16 protein-coding genes are annotated in these 19,749 nt (G+C 54.1%); 9 read left to right on the plus strand and 7 right to left on the minus strand.

The window, feature by feature from the left end:
- Positions 1-259: 259 nt before the first annotated feature.
- The 8 genes from otnK to OGW44_RS17175 are packed head-to-tail and all read left to right on the plus strand — an operon-like array spanning position 260 to position 7,014.
- Positions 260-1,516, plus strand: a complete 1,257-nt coding sequence (gene otnK, locus OGW44_RS17140) for a 3-oxo-tetronate kinase (protein WP_131405734.1) — start codon at positions 260-262, stop codon at positions 1,514-1,516.
- Entirely contained in the window at positions 1,513-2,157 is a 645-nt protein-coding gene (gene otnC, locus OGW44_RS17145) for a 3-oxo-tetronate 4-phosphate decarboxylase (RefSeq protein ID WP_185654295.1), read from the plus strand. The genes otnK and otnC overlap by 4 nt, the downstream gene beginning before the upstream one ends.
- Before the next feature lie 9 nt (positions 2,158-2,166).
- Positions 2,167-2,973 carry a DeoR/GlpR family DNA-binding transcription regulator gene (locus tag OGW44_RS17150; RefSeq protein WP_046274719.1) on the plus strand — a complete coding sequence of 269 codons (807 nt, stop codon included), beginning with the start codon at positions 2,167-2,169 and terminating at the stop codon, positions 2,971-2,973.
- Positions 2,954-3,730 carry a hydroxypyruvate isomerase family protein gene (locus OGW44_RS17155; protein WP_142417705.1) on the plus strand — a complete coding sequence of 259 codons (777 nt, stop codon included), beginning with the start codon at positions 2,954-2,956 and terminating at the stop codon, positions 3,728-3,730. The genes OGW44_RS17150 and OGW44_RS17155 overlap by 20 nt, the downstream gene beginning before the upstream one ends.
- 28 nt (positions 3,731-3,758) lie before the next feature.
- On the plus strand, positions 3,759-4,571 hold the full coding sequence (locus OGW44_RS17160) for a beta-keto acid cleavage family enzyme (protein ID WP_185654294.1): 813 nt from the start codon (positions 3,759-3,761) through the stop codon (positions 4,569-4,571).
- Positions 4,572-4,592: 21 nt separating this feature from the next.
- On the plus strand, positions 4,593-5,939 hold the full coding sequence (locus OGW44_RS17165; protein ID WP_185654293.1) for a bile acid:sodium symporter family protein: 1,347 nt from the start codon (positions 4,593-4,595) through the stop codon (positions 5,937-5,939).
- A 5-nt stretch (positions 5,940-5,944) separates the two neighbouring features.
- On the plus strand, positions 5,945-6,364 hold the full coding sequence (locus OGW44_RS17170; RefSeq protein WP_016152289.1) for a GlcG/HbpS family heme-binding protein: 420 nt from the start codon (positions 5,945-5,947) through the stop codon (positions 6,362-6,364).
- Complete coding sequence (locus tag OGW44_RS17175; RefSeq protein ID WP_016152288.1) at positions 6,361-7,014, plus strand: aspartate/glutamate racemase family protein; 654 nt, start codon at positions 6,361-6,363, stop codon at positions 7,012-7,014. Before OGW44_RS17170 ends, OGW44_RS17175 begins: the two co-directional genes overlap by 4 nt.
- A 53-nt stretch (positions 7,015-7,067) precedes the next feature.
- Here the strand turns inward: OGW44_RS17175 and mngB are convergent, their stop codons facing one another.
- Both mngB and mngA read right to left on the minus strand, forming a co-directional pair.
- The gene (gene mngB, locus OGW44_RS17180; RefSeq protein WP_185654292.1) at positions 7,068-9,701 is read right to left on the minus strand and encodes a mannosylglycerate hydrolase; all 2,634 of its coding nucleotides are present in this window, start codon (positions 9,699-9,701) and stop codon (positions 7,068-7,070) included.
- Positions 9,702-9,725: 24 nt separating this feature from the next.
- Positions 9,726-11,642, minus strand: a complete 1,917-nt coding sequence (gene mngA / locus OGW44_RS17185; RefSeq protein WP_047497748.1) for a PTS 2-O-a-mannosyl-D-glycerate transporter subunit IIABC — start codon at positions 11,640-11,642, stop codon at positions 9,726-9,728.
- Between the two features lie 184 nt (positions 11,643-11,826).
- Between mngA and OGW44_RS17190 the strand changes: the two genes are divergently transcribed.
- Positions 11,827-12,543 (plus strand): GntR family transcriptional regulator, encoded by a 717-nt coding sequence (locus tag OGW44_RS17190; protein WP_185654291.1) that lies wholly within the window; start codon positions 11,827-11,829, stop codon positions 12,541-12,543.
- A gap of 81 nt (positions 12,544-12,624) precedes the next feature.
- On the opposite strand, the gene sucD is transcribed toward OGW44_RS17190, so the two are convergent.
- The 5 genes from sucD to sdhB form a co-directional block, all read right to left on the minus strand.
- Positions 12,625-13,494 (minus strand): succinate--CoA ligase subunit alpha, encoded by an 870-nt coding sequence (gene sucD / locus OGW44_RS17195; RefSeq protein WP_003022929.1) that lies wholly within the window; start codon positions 13,492-13,494, stop codon positions 12,625-12,627.
- On the minus strand, positions 13,494-14,660 hold the full coding sequence (gene sucC / locus OGW44_RS17200; RefSeq protein ID WP_003022927.1) for an ADP-forming succinate--CoA ligase subunit beta: 1,167 nt from the start codon (positions 14,658-14,660) through the stop codon (positions 13,494-13,496). The genes sucD and sucC overlap by 1 nt, the downstream gene beginning before the upstream one ends.
- Positions 14,661-14,750: 90 nt before the next feature.
- A complete protein-coding gene (odhB, locus tag OGW44_RS17205; protein WP_016156001.1) occupies positions 14,751-15,974 on the minus strand; it encodes a 2-oxoglutarate dehydrogenase complex dihydrolipoyllysine-residue succinyltransferase in 1,224 nt (407 codons plus the stop codon).
- A gap of 14 nt (positions 15,975-15,988) precedes the next feature.
- Positions 15,989-18,790, minus strand: a complete 2,802-nt coding sequence (sucA, locus tag OGW44_RS17210) for a 2-oxoglutarate dehydrogenase E1 component (RefSeq protein WP_185654290.1) — start codon at positions 18,788-18,790, stop codon at positions 15,989-15,991.
- Positions 18,791-19,025: 235 nt separating this feature from the next.
- On the minus strand, positions 19,026-19,742 hold the full coding sequence (gene sdhB, locus OGW44_RS17215) for a succinate dehydrogenase iron-sulfur subunit SdhB (RefSeq protein ID WP_003022921.1): 717 nt from the start codon (positions 19,740-19,742) through the stop codon (positions 19,026-19,028).
- Positions 19,743-19,749: the final 7 nt, after the last annotated feature.

A 19,749-nucleotide genomic window follows, 5' to 3' on the forward strand; every position in this document is an offset into this window, starting at 1 on the left:
ATTGGCAAGAAAATTATAGCGACCACGATAATACTCTGCAGCACACCGCAACTTCGCTTTCTCAAAGATTAACGAATCTTCACACTCTCTTGTGAAACTCTTTTCGCAACACTCAACACCTAACTTCATTATTTTCAATAAATTACCCGTTTTTAATCTGAATCGATGATGTGCTTATTTGTGATAATCATCATGTGAATGTGAAAGGCCCTCCTGAATAATATGTTCAATTAGCAAACAATCTGAACGGAGTTGATCCATGGCCGTCACCACAGGCGTTATCGCCGACGATTTTACCGGCGCAACGGACATTGCAAGCTTTATGGCACAGCAGGGGTGGCGCGTCGCGCTTCTGCCCGGTATGCCCGATACCGCGCAATGCTGGAATGAAGAGGTTGACGCTATCGTCATCTCGCTGAAAAGCCGCTCATTACCCGCAGAACAGGCCGTCGCCCAATCCCTGTCCTGTGCCCGCTGGCTGAAACAAAATGCAGGTGTCCGCCAGATTTATTTTAAATATTGTTCGACGTTTGACTCCACGCCAACAGGCAATATTGGCCCGGTCAGCGATGCATTGATGAACGACCTGCAGGTTCCGCTGATCGTCCACTGCCCCGCTCTGCCGCAAAACGGACGCACGGTGGTGCATGGTCATCTTTTTGTACACGGTGTACTGCTTAACGAATCCGGGATGGAAAAGCATCCGCTCAATCCAATGAACGATGCCAGCCTGCCGCGCCTGCTGAGCGCGCAAACGCCAGGCGCGGTTGGTTGCATCAACCTCACGACCCTGCGTCAAGGTGTGGAAGCGGTCACTTACGCCCTGGCCCAACTTCAGGCTGAAGGTACGCGTCACGTTATCGTCGATACGCTGGATGAAGCAGATCTCAACACGCTGGCGCAAGCTCTCCATGCCAGCCCTCTGTTAGCCGGGGGCTCCGGGCTCGGCGGCGCGCTGGCCGCCTGCAGCGGAGGCCAGCAATCCATGCCGCCGGACTCTTTTCCACTGCCTGCCAAAACGGTGGTGTTCTCCGGTAGCTGTTCGGCAATGAGCAATCGTCAGGTTAATCGCTACAAGGCCGCGGCAGCGTCTCGTTTGCTTGATGTGTCCCGCTGCCTGTCTGATGCCGAACGCTACACCGATGAACTGAGCGCCTGGGCGATGACGCATATCAGCGACCCATTAGCGCCACTGATATACGCCACCCAGCCGCCAGACGTACTCAAACGTATTCAACAGGAGCACGGCGAACAGGTCGCCAGCCAGGCAATCGAACACGCTTTTGCCCGGCTGAGTTCAAAGCTACGAACTGCGGGTGTAAACACCTTTATCGTCGCGGGCGGAGAAACCTCCGGCACCGTTGTGGAAGCCTTGCAGGTGAAGCGTCTGTCCGTCGGCAAAGCCATTGCGCCAGGCGTACCGTGGGTATTTTCCTCCGGTCTGGCGCTGGCGCTGAAGTCAGGCAACTTTGGTGACGATGATTTCTTTTTTACTGCCCAGGAGTACGCATTATGAATTCGGTGAGTGAACACCAACTGCGCGAACTACTCGTCCACTATGGCCGTTCCCTGTTTATGCGCGGTTACAGCAGCGGCGGTTCCGGCAATCTTAGCGTCAAAATGCCGGATGGCGGCTATCTGGTGACCCCGACCAACTCTTGTCTGGGCGAGCTTGAGCCTGCCACGCTAAGTCGGCTGGATGCCAACGGCGTTCATCTTAGCGGCGACAAACCCTCAAAAGAGGTGCCCATGCATCTGGCGTGGTATCGACATCGGCCGTCCTGCGGCGCGGTCGTGCACCTGCATTCTCCATGGCTGACCGCGCTCTCCTGCCTGCCGTGCACCACGCCGAAAAACTGCCTGCCGCCGTTAACACCGTACTATGTGATGCGCGTCGGGCAGTTACCGCTGCTGCCCTATTTCAAGCCTGGCCATGAAGGCATTGCCAGCGCACTGAGTGAAATCGCGGCAGACCATACGGCCGCGCTGCTGGCCAATCACGGGCCGGTAGTAAGCGGTCGCTCGCTGCGTGAGGCGGTGTTTAACGCTGAAGAACTGGAAGACAGCGCCCGCATCTGGCTGACGTTAAAACCGCTTGGCTATGTTCCGCTCTCAGAAGAAGCGGTGGCCGAACTTGAACATTCCCGGCAAGCGTGAGGTGACATAATGATCCCCGAGCAACGACGTGATTTTATCTACCGCTACGTGCACGAAAAAAATGCCGCCTCATTTAATGAACTGGCAGATTTGATGAGCGTGTCGCATATGACCGTGCGTCGCGACATCCAGTTGCTGGAAGAAGAAGGCAAAGTTATCGCCATTAACGGCGGAGTGAAGCTCAATAACCTGCTGAAATCCGAGCTACCATGGCGGGAAAAAGCCGAGTTGAATCATGACGTGAAACGTAAAATGGGCCAGCTCGCCGCCATGCTCATTGAGCCCGGACAAACGCTGTATCTGGATGCCGGTACGTCGTTGTTTGAAGTGGCGAAAGCGGTCGCCGCCAGCCACTGTTTCAATCTGACGGTAGTAACCAACGATTTTTCCATCAGCCACTATCTGATGGATATGCCGCACATAACGCTCTATCACACCGGTGGTCTGGTGGATCAGCGTAACCGCTCATGCCTTGGAAAAAGCGCCGCCAGTTTTCTGCGCACCATTAATATTGACGTGGCGTTTCTGAGCTCCTCATCGTGGGATACCGAACGCGGCATGTCGACGCCGAGCGAAGGGAAAGCCTCGGTTAAAGAAGCGGTACTCACCGTTTCCCGGCGTCGGGTGCTGGTCTGCGACAGCAGTAAGTTTGGCAAATACGGCATGTTCCATATCTGTGGGCTGGAACAGTTAACCGACATTATTTCTGATAACCGGTTACCGGAAAACGCCCAGCAAACTCTTGCCAGCCAGGGCGTTAAGCTGCATCTGGTTGATAACCGGGAGGGTGCGCGCCATGCTGAAGTTAGCGGCTAACCTCGACTGGTTGTTTACAGATTTACCGATAGCAGCGCGATTTGCGGCGGCGCAGGCGGCTGGTTTTCGCGGCGTTGAAGGGCTATTTCTCTGGCAGCACCCGCTGGCGCATTTGCACGCTGCACAGCGGGAAACATCCCTGCCGGTGGTGCTGATGAACGCACCGGCGGGTAACTGGGCACAAGGTGAGCGGGGACTGGCCGCGCAGCCCGGTCGAGACCAGGAATTTCACCATAGCCTGAACGTGGCGCGTGATTACGCCACGGCGCTGGGCTGTCGTCGGGTTCACGTTATGGCCGGTTCGCGCTGCGACGATCTGACGCTTCACGCTCAGCGCACTCTCCTGACCAACCGGCTGCGTATCGCCTGCGATATGATGGCTGAAGCGGAAATCGATGTGCTGATTGAACCGTTAAATTCGCAGGATATGCCCGGTTATTTTATTGACAGCTTTCCGTTGGCCGAATCTATTATTCAAGAGGTTGGCAAGAAAAATATCGGTTTACAGTTTGATATTTACCACTGTCAGAAAATTCATGGCAATGTGGCAAAAAATATTGAACGCTACTTCACCTTAATTAAACATTTTCAAATTGCTTCTGTCCCCTATCGCCATGAACCGGGAACAGGTGAATTAAATGAAACATGGCTATTCGATTTTATTAGAAAAATGAATTACCAGGGCTGGATTGGCTGTGAATATCAACCATCAACATCAGGGCCCGACTCATTAAACTGGATAACGCCTTACCTATAATTTAAATATCTCTGTACCGGAGGAAAATATGTCGGATACTGTTATTATTTCGCTGGCACCCGTTGCCGCGGATTGCCCCAGAGTTATACCCGCAGAACTGGCGCAGGAAATACTCGCCAGCGTAGAGCATGGCGCGTCCATCGTGCATTTACACGTTCGCGATAAACAGGGTCGCCTGACGCCGGACACCACCGATTTTCAGGCGACCATTGATAGCGTCATGCACCATTCAGACCTTATTATTCAGGCATCTACCGGCGGCGTCTCTTCAATGTCCATCGCCGAACGCTGCGCGCCACTCTCCTGCCCCGGCGTAGAGATGGCTTCGCTGAACGTCGGTTCCGTCAACCTCGGAGATGCGGTGTACTTTAATCCCGGTCCGGACGTGGAATATTGCTCCCGGCAAATTGTCGAGCGCGATATTATTCCCGAGTTTGAAGTTTTTGAAATTGGCATGATTAATAACATCCTGAACCTTGAAGATAAAATAAAATTCCAAAAACCCATGCTCTTTAATATCGTCCTCGGCCATCGCGGCAGTACGCCAGCAACCATTGACGCTTTAATTGCTCTGCGTAGCATGATCCCGCGCGATGCCTTATGGGGTATTACTCATTTTGGCAGAAAGAATTTCGATATTATTGCCGCTGCCGTCGGCATGGGGGCCAGTGAAGTGCGAATCGGCTTTGAGGATAGCTATTATTTAAGCGCTGAAGAAAAAGCACAGCATAATTACCAGCAGGTTGCCAAACTCGCCACGCTCATTCGCAGCATGGATAAAAAAGTCGCCACGCCAGAAATTGCGCGGCACATGTTATCTATTCCATCCCGGCAGCAATAACAACAGCAAGGACATTTCAACATGACTATGACCACTGTTATTCACAAAACCGGACTCGGCGTCAGCGTTGCGGGCGCGGCGCTGGCGATTATCGGTGCGCTAATCCAGTCCGCGGCGCTCTGGCAGCCCGGGCTGGTGATGTTCACCGCCGGATTCGCCGCCGGTGCAGGCTACTGGCCGGGTCTACGCAGCTATCAGTTTACGCTATGGATCATCGCCGGGTTTGTCGCCGCCATGACCTGGTCTACGGATCTGATCGTCTGGGGCGGTTTCAATATCACCCATAAATGGATCGTATTCCTCGTCATTCAGGCCACCATGTTTAGCATGGGCACTAAGCTAACGATCCAGGATTTTATTGACGTCGCCAAAATGCCGTGGGCGGTGTTTATTGGCACCTTCTGCCACTTCGTCATCATGCCTCTGCTCGGCCTGAGCATTACGCTTATTTTTAACTTTCCGCCTGAGGTGGCGGTCGGGATTCTGCTGATTGGCGCCTGCCCAAGCGGACTCTCCTCTACCGTCATGGTCTATATCGCGAACGCCAACCTGGCGCTGGCGGTCTCGATCGCCGCAGTCTCAACGCTGGCGGCGACGGTGATGACGCCGCTGTGGGTTAATCTGCTGGCGGGGTCGATGATCGATATCCAGCTCACCGCAATGGTAATGGATGTGGTGAAAATCGTATTGATCCCCATCGGCGCGGCAATTCTGCATGACTATCTGAAAACCTATGCGGGCGTGCGCGGACGCCGTGTCGTCCAGATGCTGGCCGGGATCGGCGCTCTTTGGCTGCTGTATATGATTGCTGGCGGCTGGGACGCGCTGTTTGGTCACGCCAGCGCCGACGCGCAAATGTACGCGGTGGTGCTCAACTTCGTGGCAGGCGGTCTCGCCTGGGCATTGTTCTACAACTGGCTGTATGGCCGCGTGGCGGGCGTGAAGAAAATCATGCCGACCATCTCAATGATGGGGATCATTTTCTTTACGACCACCGCAGCCGCAGCCGGGCGCGAGAACCTGGTGCAGGTCGGCTTCCTGCTCTGCTTCGCCATGTTGATGCATAACCTCGGCGGCTTCCTGATTGGCTATCTGATGAGCCGCTGGATCTTCCGCATGGACGTACAGTCTGCCCGCACCGTAGCCTTTGAAGTCGGCCTGCAAAACGGCGGCATGGCGTCCGGTCTTGCCGCAGCGATGGGCAAACTGGCAACGGTTGGCCTGGCCTCGGCGGTGATGACTCCACTTGGCAACGTCAGCGGCTCGCTGCTCGCGAACTACTGGCGCAAGAAAGACGCCAGACAGGCGCAGGCCGCCGCAGCCAAAGATCCCGTTCAACCCGCTTGCGAAAATCTGTCAAAAGGATAATCACGATGACAACTCTCACTCTGGGGCATGCCCTGCGCGCCGTGGCCTCTGCGCTCGACCTCGCCGAAACATGTTATGCAAAACGCCCGTTAAGCGTGGCCGTATGCGATGCCAATGGCGAACTACTCAGCTTTGCGCGGATGGATAACGCCAAACTGTTAACCATCGAGTTAACCCAGCGCAAAGCACGCACCAGTAGCCGCCTGGGCTGTACCACGCAGGCATTTTTACAGCGACTGCAGAAAGAGCAACTGGATATTGGTTATTTTGCCGACCCGCTGTTTACGGCACTGCCGGGCGGGATCCCGATTCTGCACCAAGGAAAATGCCTTGGGGCCGTCGCGGTAGGCGGTTTATCCGCGCAGGAAGATCATGATGCGGCGCTGGCCGTCGCGGAAACGTTACTTAAGGAGATTGCCCAATGAAAAAGGTCGCCATGCTGCATACCAGTGCCGCCACGCTTACGATGATGCAACAGCTGATTGCCGACATCATGCCGGATGTGGAAGTCATGCACCTGGTAGAAGAATCCATGATCAAGCAGGTAATGAAGGCCCAGGGCGTGACGCCCAATATTGCCGCCCGCATCGCCGACTATGTGCATATTGCCGAAAAGGCGGACTGCGATATCTTTATTACCGCCTGCTCCTCAATTGGTACTGCGGTGGAGCAATGCCAGTTTATGACCCCACTGCAGCTCGCGCGCATTGACTGCGCAATGGTGGAAGAGGCGATTGAAAAAGGTGAGCGGATCGCCGTACTGGCGACCGTGGCAACCACGCTGAAGCCAACGCTGGATTACGTACAGCGCAAAGTGCAGCAGAGCGGTAAATCGCGCACCATCACGCCTATATTAATGGAAGAGGCATTCCACGCGCTGCTGGCGGGAGACATGGATACCCATGACCGTATCGTCAGTGAAGGGTTACAGAGCGCCTTTACCCAGGCAGATGTTGTGATGCTGGCGCAGGCCTCAATGGCGCGCGTTTTACAGCAGCTCCCTTCCCCGCCGGTGCCGGTAATGACCTCGCCGGAAAGCGGAATTCGCTGGTTGAAAACACTGGCATCATCCTGATAGCGGCCGGTCAGCGCCAGCATAAGATTGCTGGCGCTGACTCATCACTTCTTTCAGGCCAGTTTCAGACTAAACGTCCGCGACTGCCCTGGCCGAAACTCGCCGTTAATCCCCTTCGCATCGCTCTGCTCGCCAGCGGGTATCTCATCCATACCGGTTTCGCGGCAATGCATTACGCTTTGGCTAAACGACACGGCGGCATCGCAGGTGACGCTGTCAGAGGGATTAAATAAACGCAGGATGATTTCATCTCTGTCCTCTGCTTTTTTTAACGCGCTAAGCTGACAGCCGACCGGTGACATACTCAACAGGCTGTAGCTATCGGGAACAGTAAACGCTGCTTTGTTGAGCTTCATCGCATCCCACGGGATTTTGTTATAACACTGGACGGGCGTCAGCCAGGCACGCGCCTGCTGAGCCAGGCCAACGTTAAGCGGCGTCCCGCTATAACTAAACAGGCAAAAGCGCCCGTGCAGCACACCCCGCATCTGGGAATCCGGTACCGCCATTTTTATGCCTGACGGCCTGCCGGGACGCAATAAGAGATCCTCTTTGCCGAGTAAGCCGACGCCACGGAGCAGCGTCAGAGCAAACGTTTTTCTCTCCTCGCCCACTACCTCAAATTCGCGCAATCCTTCGCTAAACACCGCGAGTCCATGACGCCCCTCCTGCAGCGCGGCGTAGTTGAGCAGATTCCAGACCGGCACCGGCGCTTCTTTCCATCCCTCAGCCTGCCAGTTGGCCATCGCTTCATCGTGAACAGGCCGCAGCAGCGAACCAAACTGGGTATCAGCCAACACGTCATTAGTGTGAAATGGCGTGGGGATAAGCACCCGAACTCGGTGATCGTCAGCCTGATTGTTAATGCGAATATCAACCTCAATCCGCCGGCTGTTATGGCTCAGCGTAACACCTATTTCGATGCTAACTTCACCATTGCGCTGACGTGACGCGCGCGCCTCCAGATCCGCCGGAACCGCCATCCGGTAGCGAATGATTGCCCGGTCTTGCCATCCCTCGCGGATAATTTCATGCTCAAACGCAACGCCCGCAGACGTGAGGCGCCAATCCTCGCGCGAGGGGGAGTAATCGTACTCATCCCCGTCGTCGGCGCTTTCTTCAATCTCCAGTACGCGTTGATAAACAATCCCTGAGTCCTTATCGCGTAGCTGTAGCGTTCCATCGTCATTGAGATCGATCAGCCAGAACGCGTTCTCCAACAGTGCCTGGGTCGCCGGAGCGGGTATCGCCTGACGGCCAGCAACATGCGGTTCGATATACAGCGTGCAGTACCCCATCGAAGGTAGAATCTGGTTGAGCTGAATATCAAACTCCATAAACGGCTCGTAGTTTCCGTAATGGACGATTTGCCGGTCGATAAGACCAGGATCAAGCTCGCGCACGCCACGAATAAAATAAGGGATTTCATTTCCACTGCCATCAAGCAGGCGGAACTGGCTGGCGCGAAGACGTACGGTCGTATTGATCACCGCCTCACGCGGCCAGGGCATCAGGTTGAACATCACCAGCTTGTCTTCTTCACTGTGCGCCATGTTGTCAGTGATTTTACGCAGGTAAAAACGAATCAAATTGTCGGCCATATCTTCGGCCAGCACGAAGCGTGAAACGATTTCACGATGCACTTTATCGCTACAGCAACAGCCGATGCTGTCGTGGGCATGATTCTTTAAAATCTCTTTCCACATTTTCTCCAGCAGACCGTGGTGATATTCAAAACCTAAACTCCAGGCCAGCGTGGCGAGCGGTTCCAGCAGGTTAACGATTTTATTCTCAATACGCGCATGGGTAATTTTGATATCCATTCGTGTGGAGCCAATCGTACGATGCACGCGCATATATTTACCGTCGATAAACTCGCCGTGCAGGGTAGCCAACGTCTCCCGATGCGCTTCGATATGAGCAAAAACCTCCTCGAAGCGGCTCATGACAAATTTTCGCTGCGGGTAGATTTCACGCAGTTTATCCATCACCGCAAAGATGTTTTGTTGTAACGGCATCTGGTCATGCCCGTTGGGTAATAGGATTTCTTTAGTCACCGAGGCGTTCTCCAGCACCTCGAAGTAGCCGTCAAGTCGCTTACGCAGCCCGGCCTCATCCTCGGGTAAGTACTTACCAATCGCATAGCCCAGCGGCAACACCTGTGTCGTGACCTGGCTACCGTCAGCGCTTTGCCATAAAAATTCGGTTTTATCGGTGCCATGACGTTCAGAGCACCCACGCCAGAACAGAGCACGGTTGATACCAAAACCATTATAAATATGCGGCATCTGCCCGGACATCCCAAATGAATCAGGTAGATAACCTATCTTCATCGGTTCTCCAAAGGCCATACAATCGCGGATGCCGTACATCAGATTGCGGACAATTGACTCACCGGAAACGAGGGTCGTATCCGTTTGCGTGTACCAGGGGCCGATAATAAGCTTCCCGGCCTGCACCAGCGCTTTAACCCGCTGCCGGTTTTCAGGTTTCACCGCAAAATAGTCTTCCAGCACCGCCGTTTGACCATCCAGCACGTAATATTTGTACTCTGCATCCTGCTCAAGGCGAGTCAGGATCTCTTCCATATTGTTAACCAGCAAAATACGCGACTCTTCGGTGGTGAAGTACCACTCACGGTCCCAGTGCATATGCGGCGTAATGTGAACGCGAGATACTGCTTTCATCGTCATTTCCTGTTGAGTAAGTGCTTACGGCATCACGCTATCGGTGACGTATTTCCCCTGTTTAACCGCTTGACGCCGCCAGAGCAGTAAAATCGCCGTGGAGATAATCGTTCCAATCAGCGCAGCGCCAAACCAGCCCGCGGCGGCCATCACCGCGCTTAGGTCTGCGGGGATAAGTAAAAAGAGCGAGAAAATCCCGGCACCTGGGGTCGAAAGCCCAATCCCCATGGCCCCAACGATGGCTCCGGTCGCCATCGACCCCATCACTAAAGAGCCAATCACCCGAATCGGGTCCTCAATCGCCAGCGGAATCGCGCCTTCGGTAATCCCGGCAAGGCCGAGCAGCCAGGTGGATTTACCGGTCTCAATCTCAAACTGTTTGAACAGGCGTGGCGCCAGCATGGTTGAGGCGGTGACGGTAAAAGCAGAAACCATTTTTACCGAAGCGAAAATGGCGTAGGGGCCGAATACGCCGTTGGCCATCGCGCCCAGACAAAATGCATATGCCGCTTTATTGACCGGACCGCCAAGATCAAACGAACACATAAAGCCCAGGATCATACCGAGCAGTAGCGCGTTGGTGCCTGATAACCCATTTAGCCAAGCCGTCAGCGAGGTATTGATCCAGGCGACAGGCTCGCCAATCACAAACAACATCAGGCTACCCGCGCCCAACGTGCCAATCACCGGATAGAGGTAGAACGTTAAAAAGCCATTGAATTTGCTGCTTAAACGCAGATGCTGTTTCACCCAACGCATGAGATAACCGGCAATCAGGCCACCGGCAACACCGCCAAGAAAACCCGAGCCGATTAAGTTCGCCGCCAGACCCGCCGCAAAGCCTGGAGCCAGCGCTGGTTTATCCGCCAGCGAATAAGCGGTATAGGCCGACAGTACCGGAACCATCAGCGTGCCCAGCATCCCGCCGCCGAGTTGGCGATACATCCACAGCCAGGATTTCTCTAAGCTGTACACATCCTGTAGGCCGAAAATCTGTGCAATCAATACCGCCACCGCCAGTACCGTCCCTCCGGCGACGATTAACGGCACGGCAAACGAAATTCCGCTCAGCAGTGCTTGTTTCAGGTCGGTTTTCAGCCCCTTTTTCACCTCTGTCTGTGGCTGAGAAACACGCTGGCTTTGCAGGGGCTCCAGCGCTAACGCTTGTTCAATCAGCGCCTTTGCGTGGCGCAACGGTTCGGCAACCGGAACGGAGATCGCCGGGATACCGTTGAAACGTTCACTTTCTTTAATGGCGACCTCTGCGGCGAAAATGCAGGCGCGCGCATCATTCAGTTGTTGAGCCGTTAAGCGGTCTTCAATGCCATTGGCACCCTGTTTTTCCACCACCACGTTAACGCCCATTTGTCGGCCGGCTTTCTCCAGATACTCAGCCGCCATATAGGTATGCGCAATGCCCGCCGGACATGCGGTAACGCAAACAATCGTTGGCGCATCCGCCGTCGCCACTGCGGCCTGCGGCGCTGTTTCGACCACTAACGCCGCCAGCACCGCTTCGGCGCTGGTCGCCGCCATCACGCGAGCACGCAGATCCTCATCCGCAAGGCAGGTGGTCAGTTCGGTCAGGATTTGGATATGAGTTGAACCGGCTTCATCTGGTGGGATCGCCAGCAAAAAAATAAGTTCAACAGACTCCGGGCCATCAATACCTTCCCAGTCCATCGGTTCACTCAGCGTCGCCACCGCGAAAGCCGCCTCTTTCACGGCCGACGATTTACCGTGCGGTACCGCCAATCCTTCGCCAAGCGCCGTAGGTCCCAGCGATTCGCGGTGAAAAACTTCCGCCAGATAAGCGTCGGCATCGGTGATTTTGCCTAATTCGGTCAGCCGCTGCGTAAGTTGGCGAATGGCATCGTCACGATCGGTAAATCTCGCCTGCACACAGACTGCGCGAGGGTGGGACAGTATTGTCAAATTCATCATGGTCCTCAGAGGATTGTCATTATTATGTGCCGCGATTGTCGCAGACAAAACAATACCTTTACGTGATCAATTTCACTAACAAGACAATATTTGTATTTAATTTGTATTATTTACTATTGATAAAATGTACGCATAATTTGTCTTGAATATCTGACTTTATTGCCGACAAAAGCGAAAAGAGATGAGCAAAAAACCGATGTACCGCCAGATAGCCGACGTTCTGCGCGAACAAGTTGCAAAAGGTGAATTAAAACCAGGTGATGCACTTCCCACAGAATCTACGCTACAGAGCCGTTTCGAGGTCAGCCGCGTGACCATCAGGCAAGCACTCAAGCTGCTAACGGAACAGAATATTATCGAGAGCATTCAGGGCAGCGGTTGGTATGTGAAAGAGGAGCGCGTTAATTACGACATTTATCAGCTCACCAGTTTTTATGAGAAGCTTGCCGACCGTCAGGTTGAAACGCACAGCGAAGTGAAGGTCTTTGAGGTCATTCCAGCAGGAGAGATGCTGGCCGAGTGGCTACAGCTGGCGGCTGAAGATAAAGTCTGGCATGTAAAACGGGTTCGTTTTATTAAGCAGAAAGCCGTTACCCTCGAAGAGACATGGATGCCGCTCGCCCTCTTTCCCGATCTCACCTGGGAGGTGATGGAAAATTCTAAATATCACTATATAGAACAGATCAAAAAGATGGTTATCGATCGCAGCGAGCAGGAACTGATCCCGATTATTCCGGATGAGGATACTGTAGAAATGCTGGGCATGCCGCAGGGGAAACCAGTGCTGGAGAAAATCTCTCGCGGGTTTCTGCTCGATGGTCGTGTTTTTGAATACAGCCGCAACACCTTCAAAAGCGACGATTATAAATTTACGCTGGTGGCAAAACGACGCCATTAAAAAAGGCCATCATCAGATGGCCAACCATGTCGAAACGGGACCAGCCCTTGACTATGCAGAGAGTCAGGGCTGTTTTTTTTCTTACTTAATCACTGTTTTCAGCGCTTCGCCGATATCGGCCAGGCTACGAACGGTTTTCACGCCAGCGGCTTCCAGCGCAGCGAATTTCTCATCCGCCGTACCTTTACCACCTGCGATGATCGCACCAGCATGACCCATACGTTTACCTTTCGGCGCCGTCACACCCGCGATGTAACCCACAACCGGCTTGGTCACATGATCTTTAATGTACGCCGCCGCTTCTTCTTCCGCGCTACCGCCGATCTCACCGATCATGACGATCGCTTCGGTCTGCGGATCTTCCTGGAACAGCTTCAGGATATCGATGAAGTTAGAGCCTGGGATCGGGTCGCCGCCGATACCCACACAGGTAGACTGACCAAAACCGTAGTCGGTGGTCTGCTTAACCGCTTCATAGGTCAGCGTACCGGAACGAGAAACGATACCGACTTTACCAGGCTTGTGAATATGGCCCGGCATGATGCCGATTTTGCATTCGCCAGGGGTGATAACACCTGGGCAGTTCGGGCCGATCATGCGTACGCCAGCTTCATCCAGCTTCACTTTCACAGTCAGCATATCCAGCGTTGGGATACCTTCGGTGATGGTGATGATAAGCTTGATGCCTGCATCGATAGCTTCCAGGATGGAGTCTTTGCAGAACGGAGCCGGAACGTAGATAACGGTGGCGGTTGCGCCGGTCGCTTCTACCGCTTCACGTACGGTGTTGAACACCGGCAGACCCAGATGCGTGGTGCCGCCTTTGCCCGGCGTAACGCCGCCGACCATTTGCGTACCGTAAGCAATCGCTTGTTCAGAGTGGAATGTCCCCTGGCTACCGGTGAAGCCCTGGCAGATAACCTTGGTATCTTTATTAATTAAAACTGACATTATTTCCCCTCCACTGCGGCAACAACCTGCTGAGCTGCATCCGTCAGACTTTTCGCTGCAATAATATTCAGGCCGCTATCAGCCAATTTTTTCGCGCCGAGTTCAGCGTTGTTACCTTCAAGACGTACCACGACCGGAACGTTAACGCCCACTTCTGCTACCGCGCCGATGATACCGTCCGCGATCAGGTCGCAGCGTACGATACCGCCGAAGATGTTAACCAGTACGGCTTTAACATTGTCGTCAGAGAGGATAATTTTGAACGCTTCGGTTACACGTTCTTTGGTCGCACCGCCGCCAACGTCGAGGAAGTTAGCCGGTTCGCCGCCGTGCAGTTTAACGATGTCCATGGTGCCCATTGCCAGGCCCGCGCCGTTAACCATACAACCGATGTTGCCGTCCAGAGCGACGTAGTTCAGTTCCCACTGTGCAGCCTGTGCTTCACGCGGATCTTCCTGAGACTGGTCGCGCATTTCACGCAGGTCAGCCTGGCGGAACAGCGCGTTGCCGTCAGCGCCCAGTTTGCCGTCGAGGCAGATCAGATCACCCTGCTTGGTCACCACCAGCGGGTTGATTTCGATCAGCGCCAGATCGCGCTCAAGGAAGATAGTCGCCAGACCCATGAAGATCTTGGTGAACTGCTGGACCTGTTTACCTTCCAGACCCAGTTTGAACGCCAGTTCACGACCCTGATAAGGCATCGGACCGGCCAGCGGATCGAGTGCTACTTTGTGGATCAGGTGCGGCGTTTCTTCCGCCACTTTTTCAATTTCCACGCCGCCTTCGGTAGAGGCCATGAAGACCACGCGACGGGAACTACGGTCAACAACTGCGCCGAGGTAAAGTTCTTTACCAATGTCGGTCGCTGCTTCAACCAGAATCTGATTTACCGGTTGACCATGGGCGTCTGTCTGGTAAGTGACCAGACGTTTACCCAGCCAGTGTTCAGCAAAAGCGCGAATGTCTTCTTTGCTGTTCACAACCTTCACACCGCCCGCTTTACCACGGCCACCAGCGTGAACCTGACATTTCACTACCCACGGGCCTGCGCCGATTTTAGATGCAGCTTCTTCAGCTTCACGCGGAGTAGTACAGGCATAACCCACCGGTGCCGGTAAGCCATAGCGGGCAAAAAGTTGTTTTGCCTGATATTCATGTAAGTTCATGTGTTCTGTCCATCCTTCAGGTAATCGTTATCTTTTACCCGTAGGCCTGATAAGCCTCCAGACCTACGGGGCAGGTGATACTCTTATTTACTACACGTCCAGCAGCAGACGCGTCGGATCTTCCAGCAACTCTTTAATGGTTACCAGGAAGCCTACTGACTCACGACCATCGATCAAACGGTGGTCATAAGACAGCGCCAGATACATCATCGGCAGGATTTCAACCTTGCCGTCTACGGCCATCGGACGATCTTTGATGGCATGCATACCCAGGATGGCGCTCTGCGGTGGGTTGATGATCGGGGTAGACATCAGGGAACCGAACACGCCACCGTTAGTGATGGTGAAGTTACCGCCCGTCAGATCGTCGACCGTCAGCTTGCCGTCGCGACCTTTAACTGCCAGTTCTTTAATATTTTTCTCTATGTCAGCCATACCCAGCAGATCCACATCACGCAGGACCGGCGTGACCAGGCCACGCGGCGTGGAGACCGCCATGCTGACATCAAAGTAGTTGTGGTAAACCACGTCATCACCGTCGATGGACGCGTTCACTTCCGGATAGCGTTTCAGCGCTTCAACAACCGCTTTCACGTAGAAAGACATAAAGCCCAGACGGATACCGTGACGTTTCTCGAACGCGTCACCGTACTGCTTACGCAGATCCATGATTGGCTTCATGTTGACTTCGTTGAACGTGGTCAGCATGGCGGTGGAGTTTTTCGCTTCCAGCAGACGCTCAGCTACGCGTTTGCGCAGACGGGTCATCGGAACACGTTTTTCGCCACGAGCGCCCAGTTGAGCCTGTGGTGCAGGCGCGGCTGCCGGCGCTTTGGCTTCTGCTTTCGCAGCCGGTGCTTTGGCCAGATGCTTTTCAACATCTTCACGCGTGATACGACCACCGACGCCGGTGCCATTGATGGCGCTGGCTTCGAGATTATGCTCACCCAGCAGGCGACGGATCGCCGGGCTCAGGGCATCGTTGTTCTGTTCAGCAAGAGACGCCTGCTGGCGTTGTGCCGGAGTAGAATCTTTCTCTTCAGACTTGGCGCTGGTCTCTTTGCCAGAGCTGTTGCCTTCACGCAGGCGACCGAGGATCTGGCGAGAAGTGACGGTTGTCCCTTCATCTTCCAGAACCGCATCAAGAATACCGTCCGCTGATGCCGGTACTTCCAGTACCACTTTGTCAGTTTCGATTTCTACCAGTACTTCATCACGACGTACTGCATCGCCCGGTTTTTTGTGCCAGGTTGCAACCGTTGCATCCGCTACGGATTCAGGCAGGTCGGGAACAAGAATATCTACGCTACTCATTATTTATCCTTTATTTAATCGACGTTCAGCGCGTCATTAACCAGATCTTGTTGCTGCTTCTGGTGAACGGACATATATCCTACTGCCGGAGAGGCAGAGGCCGGGCGACCTGCATAACGCAGAGCTGACCCAAATGGAATTACTTCACGGAAATGATGCTGGCTGCAGTACCATGCGCCCTGGTTGAGCGGCTCTTCCTGGCACCAGACAAAATCATGTACATGAGCAAACGGTTTCAGCGCTTCCTGCACCGCTTTATGCGGGAACGGATAGAGCTGTTCGATACGCACAATGGCGACATCTTTTTGGTCGTTCTTACGGCGTTGCTCCAGCAGGTCGTAATAAACCTTACCAGAACACATCACGACACGCTTCACGCCTTTAGGATCAAGTTCATCTACTTCGCCAATGGCTGGCAGGAAGGTGCCATTTGCCAGTTCGTCCAGCGTGGACACCGCCAGCGGATGACGCAGCAGCGACTTCGGTGACATCACTACCAGCGGACGACGCATTCCGCGCAGCGCCTGACGACGCAGCATGTGGTAAACCTGTGCCGGGGTAGACGGGACGCAAACCTGCATGTTTTGCTCAGCGCAAAGTTGCAGATAACGTTCCAGACGCGCGGAGGAGTGCTCCGGGCCCTGACCTTCATAGCCGTGTGGCAGCAGCATAACCAGACCGCACATACGGCCCCATTTCTGCTCGCCGGAAGATATGAACTGGTCGATAACCACCTGCGCACCGTTGGCGAAGTCACCGAACTGCGCTTCCCAGATAGTCAGGGTGCGCGGTTCTGCCGTGGCATAACCGTACTCGAATGCCAGCACCGCTTCTTCAGACAGCACGGAGTCCCATACGCGGAACGTGCCCTGGCCGTTATGCACATGCTGCAGCGGAGTGTACGTTGAACCATTCGCCTGGTTATGAATCACCGCATGACGGTGGAAGAAGGTTCCGCGGCCAGAGTCTTCACCCGACAGACGTACCGGAATGCCTTCATCAACCAGCGTGGCGTAAGCCAGATTCTCTGCGCCACCCCAGTCGAACAGCTTCTCGCCTGCGGCCATGGCCTGACGGTCGCCGTAAATTTTGGCAACACGCGACTGCATTTCCACCGCTTCAGGCACGGTGCTGATGCGTTTTGCCAGCTCCTGCAGACGCTTCATCTCAACTTTGTTCGGGTAGTTTTCATCCCATTCGTGGTTGAGGTACGGCGACCAGGTGAAGGAGTGCATATTCATTGGACGCCACTCTTTCACCACGCATTCGCCTGCGTCCAGCGCGTCACGATACAGATTGACCATTTCGGTCGCATCTTCCAGCGTAGCGACGTTGTCCGCTTCCAGCTTGTCAGCGTAGATTTTGCGCGGAGTCGGATGCTTTTTGATTTTCTGATACATCAGCGGCTGGGTTGCGCTTGGCTCGTCGGCTTCGTTGTGGCCGTGACGGCGGTAGCACACCAGATCGATGAAGACATCGCGTTTAAAGGTATTACGGAAATCCAGTGCCAGACGCGTTACGAAAGCGACCGCTTCCGGGTCATCCGCGTTCACGTGGAAAATCGGCGCCTGAACCATCTTACCGATGTCGGTGCAGTACGGTGTAGAACGTGCATCTAGCGGGTTAGAGGTGGTGAAGCCCACCTGGTTGTTGATAACGATGCGAACGGTACCGCCCACTTCGTAACCACGCGCTTTCGACATGTTCAGGGTTTCCTGAACCACGCCTTGCCCGGTTACTGCCGCATCACCATGAATAGTGATTGGCAGCACTTTATTGCTGCTCGGCTCGTCCAGACGATCCAAGCGTGCACGTACGGAACCGATAACCACCGGGCTAACGATTTCCAGGTGCGACGGGTTAAACGCCAGCGCCAGATGCACCAGACCGCCTTCGGTTTCGATATCTGATGAGAAGCCCATGTGGTACTTCACGTCACCGGTGCCGAGGTGTTCTTTATGTTTGCCCGCAAATTCGTCGAATAGATCCTGCGGCTTTTTACCCAGCACGTTAACCAGGACGTTCAGACGACCACGGTGCGCCATACCCAGTACCACTTCACGGGTACCGCTGTTACCGGCGTGGCGGATCATCTCTTTGAGCATTGGGATTAACGCATCACCGCCTTCCAGCGAGAAGCGTTTCGCGCCCGGGAATTTCGCGCCCAGGTAGCGTTCCAGACCTTCCGCTGCGGTCAGTTCGCTGAGGAAGCGTTTCTTCTCTTCACTACTGAACGCAGTACGACCAGACTCGATACGCTGCTGAAGCCAGCGTTTTTCTTCGGTGCTGGTGATGTGCATATACTCGGCGCCAATCGGGCCGCAGTAGGTTTGTTTCAGCGCGACAACCAGGTCGCTCAGCTTCATCGTGTCTTTGCCACCGGCAAAAGAACCCACGTTAAAGCTTTCCTGGAAATCCGCATCGGTCAGATCGTGGAAGGAGGGATCCAGATCGGCCACAGTTTCTTGCTGCCACAGTCCCAGCGGATCGAGATTCGCATGCTGATGACCGCGGAAACGATAGGCGTTAATGAGCTGCAGGACTTTAACCTGCTTCACATTGGCATCAGGGTCGGAAATAGAAGAAGAGTAACGTGGGGTAATCAACGCCTGTCGACGGAAATAATCACGTGTTTTTGAGTGGAGTTGATCCGGTTTGACTCCGGTACCAGGTAACTGCTGGAACGTCGAACGCCAGTTAGCATCTACCGAGTCAGGGTCGGTTAAGAAGTCTTCATAGAGCTGTTCTATCCAGCTCTGGTTAGAACCAGAGAGGTAAGAAGAGTCCAACCAGGCTTTCAAAGCGCTGTTCTGCATCGTGATCCCTTAAGCATTTGTATGCTTATTTCGCCGTGGATACTACCACGCACACCGATGTGCGTGCCGGGGTTCACTTGTTGCGGACTGTCGTGTCATCTGCGTCCGCTAAGGAACCTTTAAAAACTGTCTAATAATCGTCGTCGTTCAGGCTGCGATTATTGCTATCAATGTGGCAGTTTTTAGAGGTTTCCCTGCACGGCCGGGGAATCTCTTCCCCGGCAACTACAACTACTTATGCACTACGTTTGAGCAGCATCGACTTAATATGACCGATGGCGCGCGTCGGGTTCAGCCCTTTAGGACATACGCTGACGCAGTTCATGATGCTATGACAACGGAATACGCTGAAAGCGTCACTTAAACCTTCCAGACGGCTGTCGGTCTCGGTATCGCGGCTATCAATTAAGAAGCGATACGCGGCCAACAGGCCTGCCGGGCCAATAAACTTGTCCGGGTTCCACCAGAATGATGGGCAGGACGTTGAGCAGCATGCACACAAAATACATTCATACAGCCCATCGAGCTTCTCACGCTGCTCTGGCATTTGTAAATGCTCACGAGCCGGAGGATTTTTCCCATTATTCAACAAGTAAGGCTTAATCTTCTCATACTGTGCGTAGAATTGCCCCATGTCTACCACCAAATCGCGCACAACCGGTAAACCTGGCAGCGGGCGAATGACAATTTTCTTGCCCGGCTGATTCAGCGCAGAAATAGGTGTGATACAGGCCAGTCCATTTTTGCCGTTCATGTTCAGACCGTCGGAGCCGCAAACCCCTTCACGGCATGAGCGACGAAACGACAGCGACGGATCTTTTTCTTTCAGCTGCATCAACGCATCCAGCAGCATCATGTCGCGCCCTTCTTCCGCCTCCAGGGTGTAATCCTGCATGCGCGGAGCGTCGTCAACATCCGGGTTATAGCGATAAACTGAAAACTCGAGTTTCATTGTCCTG

It is taken from the genome of Citrobacter sp. Cb023 (assembly GCF_030336805.1).
Classification (GTDB): Bacteria; Pseudomonadota; Gammaproteobacteria; order Enterobacterales; family Enterobacteriaceae; genus Citrobacter; species Citrobacter braakii.